Origin of the sequence: Methylomonas methanica (assembly GCF_001644035.1) — a bacterium.
Lineage (GTDB): Bacteria > Pseudomonadota > Gammaproteobacteria > Methylococcales > Methylomonadaceae > Methylomonas > Methylomonas methanica_A.
This window is the reverse complement of the sequence record NZ_LUUG01000020.1, coordinates 1-7659: the sequence shown is the minus strand read 5'-3', so window position 1 is coordinate 7659 and position 7659 is coordinate 1. Positions and strand designations below refer to the sequence as shown.

The window sequence follows — 7659 nt, the reverse complement described above, 5'->3', positions numbered from 1 at the left end:
TTTTCTTTGGATACTTTCTTTTGGCCAAACAAAAGAAAGTATCTCGGCTGTCGGGCCGACAAATCGGCAGGATTGCCGATTTGCATGCGAAGCACCCGCAGGGCGAAACACACGGATGTGTTTCGTGAAACCGACTTCAAAACCTCCGTCGCGATAGCGACACAGCAAAAACCAAAGCCATCGAATAATCTAAAAGCTGTCGTGTTGGGTTACGCTTCGCTAACCCAACCTACGAAAAAAACCTCAAGATTCAGCAGCCCGCCCTTTCTGGGGAAACAACCCCCTCGGCTTCTTCTGAATAAACAAAATAATAAACACCAACACTAAAATCTTCGCCAACACCGCTCCCGCATAAGGCTCCAACACCTTATTGGCAATCCCCAACGAAAATCCAGCCACCAACGTTCCGAACAAATTCCCGACCCCGCCAAACACCACCACCATGAAGGAATCGACGATGTAAGCCTGACCCAAATTCGGCCCGACGTTGGTGATCTGACTCAAGGCTACCCCAGCCACGCCGGCGATACCCGATCCCAAACCAAAGGTCATCGCATCGACCCGTGCGGTGGGGATGCCCATCGCTCTAGCCATGCCGCGATTTTGGGCGACGGCCCGGACTTCCAATCCCAATTTTGTGCGTTTCAAAATTTGCAGTAAGGCGGTAAACACCAGCAGGCAGAAAATCAGGATGTAAAAGCGGTTCCAGGTCAGTGACAGGAAGTCGTTGATCTGCCAGGAGCCGCTCATCCATTCGGGGGTGGAGACGCTGCGGTTCAACGGCGAGAAGATTGAGCGCACCGCTTGTTGCAGAAACAAACTGACACCAAAGGTCGCCAATAACGTCTCCAACGGCCGGCCATATAAAAAGCGGATGATGCCGCGTTCGATGGCAATGCCGACCAAGGCGGCAACTATAAAAGCCATTGGAATCGACAGGATCAGCGCGGTGCCTAAGTAATTCGGCATGATTTGTTGCATCACATAAGTAGTGTAAGCGCCCAGCATCATCAGTTCGCCGTGCGCCATGTTGATCACGCCCATTACCCCAAAGGTAATAGCCAAACCAATCGCCGACAACACTAGCACCGCACCCAAACTCAAGCCAAAGAATACGGTTTCGGCGGCGGCGTAGGCTTGCATGCGTTCGCGGATTTTGATCAAAGCGGCTTCGGCCAGATTGCGCACGTCGCTGTCGGCTTCGACAAAATTGCCGTCGGCATCTTTGTCTATCACCGCTTGCAGTTTGTTGACCACATCCTGGCTGTCCAGGTCTTTTAAGGCGGCGATAGCGGCTATGCGTTGGTCTTTTTCCGGGCTGTTGATGTCTTGCAATAACAGCATCTTGTTAATTGCGGTTTTGATGTCGGCATCGGTTTCATTGGCCAGATGATCGCGCAATAAAATCACGGCTTTGTCGTCTATTTCATTGGCCAATGCTTGTACCGCGATCAGGCGCAACACAGGGTCGGCGTCGTTCAATTGCAGTAGCGCAATGGTTTTGCGCAGCACGCCGCGCAGCTTGTTGTTTAAATTGATTTTACCTACCGCGCCACGCTCAACTTCTGCCAATGCCGCGCCGCTGAGCGGATCGCTGAGTTGGTAACCGGCGGCGCTTTCCTGCGCAAGGACCAGTTTGCCTTCCGCTTTGAAGTCGAACAGTTTGCCGTCCTGCAGGGCTTGCAATAATTTCAGGTTATTGCTGTCGCTGCCCAGGGTTTCGATGGCTTGTTCGCGCTCCTGCATGCTCCCTTGTCTGAGTTGCTGCAAAGCAGTGCCGGCGTCTTGGGCCAGGACAGGTTGGGCGGCGAGGAAGATCATCGCCAGCAAGTAAGCGATAAGTTTGGGAAGCCGTTTAAAAACGCCGCCGACTGTTAATCCGGCCTGAGTAGAAGCTGTAGTCATCATGCTCAAGAAGCTGTCCTTGGGGGAAAGGTAAGCCGGGTGTGAGCCGGGCGGCGTTTTTAAACGGGTTCTAAAACGGGGTGTGTGCATCGTCTGTCCTCTTTTGGGGTGCGAGACCCGCGGCATCCTGCCGCAAGCCTCGCGGGTAACATCCGCTGTTAATAGTTCTGTCCTGAACACTTTTTGGTTTTGGTGTTGTAGTTGCCGCAGCTGATAGGCGCGGTCCAGTCGGCGATGATCGGTTTGCTGTCCGGCAGGAAGTCGGACCAGGCGTCGCCATCGACTAGTTTGTTGGTTTGCCAGACGGTGACGAATTGGCCGTCGTCTTGGATTTCGCCAATCAACACCGGTTTGCTGATGTGATGGTTAGGCAGCATTTTCGACATACCGCCGGTCAGGTTGGGATATTCAACGCCGATCAAAGCTTTTTGTACCGCGTCTGAATCCGTGGTGCCGGCTTTTTCGACTGCTTTCACCCACATGTTAAAGCCGATGTAATGCGCTTCCATTGGGTCGTTGGTGACGCGTTTCGGGTTTTTGATGTAGTCCTTCCATTGTTGAATAAAGGCCGCGTTTTTGGTGGTATCCACGCTCATGAAGTAGTTCCAGGCTGCCAAGTGGCCGACCAGCGGTTTGGTGTCCATACCGGAGAGTTCTTCCTCACCCACCGAGAAGGCGATAACCGGGATTTTCTCGGCGGAGATGCCTTGATTGCCCAGTTCTTTATAAAACGGAATGTTGGCGTCGCCGTTGATGGTGGAGACCACGGCTGTTTTCTTGCCGGTGGAGCCGAATTTTTTGATGTCGGCGACGATGCTTTGCCAGTCGGAATGACCGAATGGCGTGTAGTTGATCATGATGTCCGCAGGTTTAACGCCTTTAGACTTTAAGTACGCTTCCAGGATTTTGTTGGTGGTGCGTGGGTAAACGTAGTCGGTACCGGCCAAGACCCAGCGTTGCACTTTCAGATCGTTCATCAGGTAATCGACCGCCGGAATCGCTTGCTGGTTGGGCGCGGCGCCGGTGTAGAACACGTTTTTAGACGACTCTTCGCCTTCGTATTGCACCGGGTAGAACAGGATGCTGTTTAGCTCTTCAATGACCGGTAATACCGATTTTCTGGAAACGGAAGTCCAGCAGCCGAAGATGGACGCGACCTTGTCTTTGGTGATCAGCTCGCGAGCTTTTTCCGCGAACAAGGGCCAGTTGGAGGCCGGGTCGACCACCACCGCTTCCAGCTTCTTGCCCAGCAAGCCGCCTTTTTTGTTTTGCTCGTCGATCAGCATCAACATAGTGTCTTTTAGCGTGGTTTCGCTGATCGCCATCGTGCCTGACAGGGAGTGCAGCACGCCGACTTTGATGGTGTCTTCGGCGCGGGCGGACGAGGCGCCGAGCAGTGCGGCGGACAGGGCCGCGACAGTCGCCAGTTTATGGAAGGAATTGCTCAATATTTTCATCGTAATAATCCTATGTCGAGAAGAAATCGTGGGCGATGGATTGCCCGTTTCGTAGGGTGGACATGCAATGCCCACCAGTGAAGCCTTCTGCTTCGCGTCGGCACCTACTCGGTGCCCACCCTACGGTTTGTCGCGTTGGTGTAAATTTGCGTACCCCATCGTCATTAAATTTGCCACTGGAAGCCGACCATGACCTGGCTGGCGTTCTCGCCGCTGGCGGTGGATTTGTAGTTCAAGCCTTTGGTCAACAGGTCGCCGTATTGGTAGCTGGCGAAGATTTTGGCGTTGTGGCCGTCGATGATGTAGTTGACGCCGCCTTCGTAAACTTCGCGGTTCGGGCTGTTATCCGGCGATACATTCACGTAGCGCAAAAACGGTTGGAATTGGCCGATGCCGATTTTTTGCGGGAACAGATACATGCCGCTGACGTCGTAGGCGTTGCCTTCGAACATAGAGAACTGGGCCGGCGCGCCGACAGCGCCCTCCGCATCGCGGATGGCTTGGCTATACGGGCCGGTAATACCGTAGTTTTTGTACTCGCCGTTAAAGGTGACGACGCCGCCGCCCGGCAACACTTTTTCCATCAACACGTCGGCGGTGGTGCCGCGGAAGCTGCCGGGAGAACCCAGCGCACCAGCGCCATCTTCTTGATATTGGTTGGCGACGCCGACGGTCAGAATGTCGCCGCCTTTGCCGTAGTAAGTGCCGGAGGTGTAGTAGCCGGGATTTTTCTCGACGTCCCAGAAGTTGTAGGCAAAGCGTTGCGCGTACAGGATATTGTCATCGACGTTGGCGCCGCCGCGCAGACCGCGGAAGAAACCGGCCGCGTATTGGAAACGACCGTCGAACACCGCGCCCCAGAAGGTGGCACCGTCGTCACGGCCGAATGAGCCGGCCGAGGTGCCGTCGGATTTGATGGTCAGGTTGTAATCGGACGGCTCGAACGGCGTGCCGGCGGAGAAGATGTTGTACACCGCACTGTAGAACGGACCGTTCATCTCGCGGCGCTCGGCGGGTACCAGCATCCGGCCTACCCACAAGTTGGCGTAGGGCGTGACCTCGAATTTGCCGATAGCGTCCAATACCCGCACTTCGCCGCCGTTGCCGCAGGTTTGACAGTCGGTGTTGAATTCGACTTTCAGATATTTATGAATCTGGCCGTTGATGTATAAACGGATGTTGTCCAGATTGAAATCGTTGCTCCATTTGTCGGCGTTCGCGCCGACCGAGCCTTCCTGGGCCCGGAAACTGGTCCGCAAACCGGCACCGACGCTGACCCATTTGGTATCGTCGATTTTAAACGTCGCGCCAGCCTGCGCTTCGGGCGCCTGTCCCAGGCCGATGGCGCCCAAGGCCACCCCGCTCAGCAAGCCGATCGCCCGGCCGCTTAGTTTTTGTGGGTTAAAACCAGTCATTTGCATTCCCCTTTATCTGGATTAAACAAACCATTGCCGGCGGCGATGGCGATTGAAAACGTCGGGGAGATTGTTGAATTTTGCAGACAGCGCCACAATCGGGTAAATGACTCATCAGTCATTTGACGTATGGCTGGGAAATTGGGGTTTCCGTAGAGTGATCAGCAAGTTAAAGAGGATATTGCTATGAAAAACTTGTTAAGGCTGAAGTGGTTTTGGGATTTAGAGCGTGCTGAGCGGGGCGGAAGTGGGGGGCGCTTTAACGGCGCCTTGAAGTTTTCGTCGCGGTCAAAGTTCTTTCCGCCCAGGATCAGGCCTTCAATTCTATTCGGCTACGGCGTCTTACTAGCCACAGGCTTTTCGACAGCCTCGGCCCAAGCCCCTGATGCCGGCAAACCCCTATCGGCTATCGAATTTGTGGTCAGCGAAGATAACCTGCGCCAGTTTGGCTTTGCGGTGGAATCGCCAGTTCTCGCCGAGCGTGTCCGCGCGAATTTGGCAGAGTGGGAGTTTCCGCTAACCAACAAAGCGCCATACAGCCATAGCCTACAAGCCAAATTGGGCAAAGTTGTTCACCGCGAAACGCCGGTGGGTTTTTCCTTTTCCAGCGGCAACTCCGACCCGCGCGCGACCGATTTTCAAAAAGCCGATGTGTTGCCGATTACTTGTACCTTGCGCGATGCCGGCAATCAGGCGGTATTGATAGAGCGCGAATCGACCTTTAGCGCCCATGCCCTGGATAAGGATGTGTTGCCGGCGCGGATTGTCGATAAATTGGTCGACCAGATCGGCACCGCCTGTCTGGATGTGCTGGAACACGCGCCGTTGCCGAAACAACCCGGTCGCGTGAAAACCGAACTGTTCAAACCCAAATGGATGCCGGATGTGCGGGTGGAGGTGAGAGAAGTTCAGGGCCCGGTTGATGCGAATGGGGTGGCGCAGCCGGCGGCTGTGGGCGATGAGCCGAAGAAGGAGATTATTATTCATAATCAGGGGACGCCGGTGATATTTCAGTTTGGATATGAGAGGAAGTGATGTTTAGCTTGGCTCGATTTGCGTGTGGTGCCCAGAAATTTGGTTTATGCATTTGATTGGGGATGGTTCGTTCCTTCTCCCTCAGGGAGAAGGCTAGGATGAGGGGGTAAGAAGGTGTCGCTGGCGCGACGGCTGTTTTAATGTCGGGTCTCGGCCAGACAGCCGAGATACTTTCGCTACGAAAACCATCCATGGTTTTCGCCCTGCGGGCCAGCCTATCGGCTGTTCAAATTCGTTCCAGACGAATTTGTGCGTGGCCAAAAAAAAGTATCCAAAGAAAAGGCCACCCGGAATTCCGCCTTAATCCTGCGCTTCTCGCTTTTGGCGAGGGTTTTCGGAAGGGGCTTCCCAGCCCCCTCCGAAAACGAGCGGCATCCTTGCCGCTCCCCTGCGGGCTGATCTCGCCAAAAGCTGCGATGCTCGGGGCGGAATAACGGGAGTAACCCCGCCGCAGGGATTGGAAGTAATTGGATGATTTTGTATGTTTGGTGTTATGCAGTGTTGTAGGATGCGGCTCTAACTTCTTAAAAGCATATAAAACCCAACGAGGTCAATTTACCCATGGACGAAAAATTATTCGCAGTTTTGCTTGGAACTATCGCTGGTGCGGTGGGTTACTGGGTCACAACATTCTGGATGAAGCCAATACTCCAGTATAGGGATCTTCGTATTAAGGTTTTCGCCGATTTTATTTTCTATGCCCAAGTTGTGAACGCCGAGGGACTTAATGACCGGATGAAGGTTCTGTACGAAGATCGTATTAAATCAAATCGAGGTAATTCCGCCGACTTGGCTGCTTGTCTCACTGAATTGCCTTTTTGGTACAGATGGTGGATTCGTGCGTGGGGACACGCTCCAGAAAAAGCGGTAAAACACCTTATTGGATTTTCCAATACGACTGACTACGAGGCCGCAGAAAAATTAATTCGAGCAATCACCAAAGCTTTGGGATTCAAGATTGAAATAACGTAGGGTGGGCACACGCTTTTTGTGCCCACGCGGGGAAAACCAAAAACCCTGATTTAGCCGCCGAAGATTAACGACCAAAATAATGTCCCGTTACCGCCGCTCGCAAAATCCCGATGCAACGTATTTTTTCACGGTGGTGACGTTTCGGCGGCAAGCGATTTTATGTGATGAGCCGATACGAGATGCTTTGCGCAAGGCGATTGCAAGCACTCGCGCCAAACGGCCATTTACCATCGATGCCTGGGTTTTGTTGCCGGATCATTTGCATTGTATTTGGACCTTACCGGTTGACGATGGAGATTTTGCAACCCGTTGGAGTGTGATCAAACGGCAGGTGAGCGTGGCATGTGGTGACGCATATCGGCGGGCCGAATGGATCAATGCCTCGAAACAAAAACATCGGGAATCGACCTTATGGCAACGCCGGTATTGGGAGCATCAAATTCGCGATGAAACCGATTTTGCCCGGCACATGGATTACATTCATTACAACCCGGTGAAGCACGGGTATTGCCAGCGGTTAAGCGAGTGGCCTTATTCAACGTTTCATCGTTATGTTAAGGAGGGTGTGTATTCGATGGATTGGGGCGGTGATGGTGTTGATGAATTGGTTGCGGGGGAATGAGCGGTCTGTCCGCGTGGGCACAAAAAGCCGTGCCCACCCTACGCCTACGTTTCATCGTTATGTTTAAGAAGTGTGTTCGTTGAATCGGGGGGGGATGGTGTTGATGGTTTGGTTGCGGGGGAATGAAATGTTTGTCCGCGTGGGCACAAAAAGCATGTGCCCACCCTACGTATCGGATGGTTTTCGTCCCGTATGCCGCGCCGAGCACCGGAGCTTTTGAACGGAATAGCCCGCAGGGGCGATGCAGGGATGC

Annotated in this window: 6 protein-coding genes; 3 read left to right on the top strand and 3 right to left on the bottom strand. The window is 53.6% G+C overall.

The annotated features are described in order from the left end of the window. Nucleotides 1–243 precede the first annotated feature (243 nt). From urtB to A1332_RS01110, 3 genes are all read right to left on the bottom strand, one after another. Complete coding sequence (urtB, locus tag A1332_RS01120; RefSeq protein WP_082879466.1) at nucleotides 244–1908, bottom strand: urea ABC transporter permease subunit UrtB; 1665 nt, start codon at nucleotides 1906–1908, stop codon at nucleotides 244–246. A gap of 155 nt (nucleotides 1909–2063) precedes the next feature. Next, nucleotides 2064–3356, bottom strand: coding sequence for an urea ABC transporter substrate-binding protein (urtA, locus tag A1332_RS01115; RefSeq protein ID WP_419865979.1), 1293 nt, complete (start codon nucleotides 3354–3356; stop codon nucleotides 2064–2066). A gap of 170 nt (nucleotides 3357–3526) precedes the next feature. Further along, on the bottom strand, nucleotides 3527–4783 hold the full coding sequence (locus A1332_RS01110; RefSeq protein WP_020482642.1) for a hypothetical protein: 1257 nt from the start codon (nucleotides 4781–4783) through the stop codon (nucleotides 3527–3529). A 180-nt stretch (nucleotides 4784–4963) separates the two neighbouring features. Between A1332_RS01110 and A1332_RS01105 the strand changes: the two genes are divergently transcribed. From A1332_RS01105 to A1332_RS01095, 3 genes are all read left to right on the top strand, one after another. Next, nucleotides 4964–5812, top strand: a complete 849-nt coding sequence (locus A1332_RS01105; protein ID WP_064006747.1) for a hypothetical protein — start codon at nucleotides 4964–4966, stop codon at nucleotides 5810–5812. 561 nt (nucleotides 5813–6373) lie between these two features. Then, complete coding sequence (locus A1332_RS01100; protein WP_064006746.1) at nucleotides 6374–6784, top strand: hypothetical protein; 411 nt, start codon at nucleotides 6374–6376, stop codon at nucleotides 6782–6784. Between the two features lie 79 nt (nucleotides 6785–6863). Then, nucleotides 6864–7406 (top strand): REP-associated tyrosine transposase, encoded by a 543-nt coding sequence (locus tag A1332_RS01095; protein ID WP_082879465.1) that lies wholly within the window; start codon nucleotides 6864–6866, stop codon nucleotides 7404–7406. The last annotated feature ends 253 nt before the right edge of the window (nucleotides 7407–7659 follow it).

What these genes read in the sequence shown, in the direction of transcription:
- A1332_RS01110 (WP_020482642.1), bottom strand. Translation starts at nt 4,783, where the DNA reads ATGCAAATGACTGGTTTTAACCCACAAAAACTAAGCGGCCGGGCGATC.
- A1332_RS01095 (WP_082879465.1), top strand. Translation starts at nt 6,864, where the DNA reads ATGTCCCGTTACCGCCGCTCGCAAAATCCCGATGCAACGTATTTTTTC.
- A1332_RS01105 (WP_064006747.1), top strand. Translation starts at nt 4,964, where the DNA reads ATGAAAAACTTGTTAAGGCTGAAGTGGTTTTGGGATTTAGAGCGTGCT.
- urtB (WP_082879466.1), bottom strand. Translation starts at nt 1,908, where the DNA reads ATGATGACTACAGCTTCTACTCAGGCCGGATTAACAGTCGGCGGCGTT.
- A1332_RS01100 (WP_064006746.1), top strand. Translation starts at nt 6,374, where the DNA reads ATGGACGAAAAATTATTCGCAGTTTTGCTTGGAACTATCGCTGGTGCG.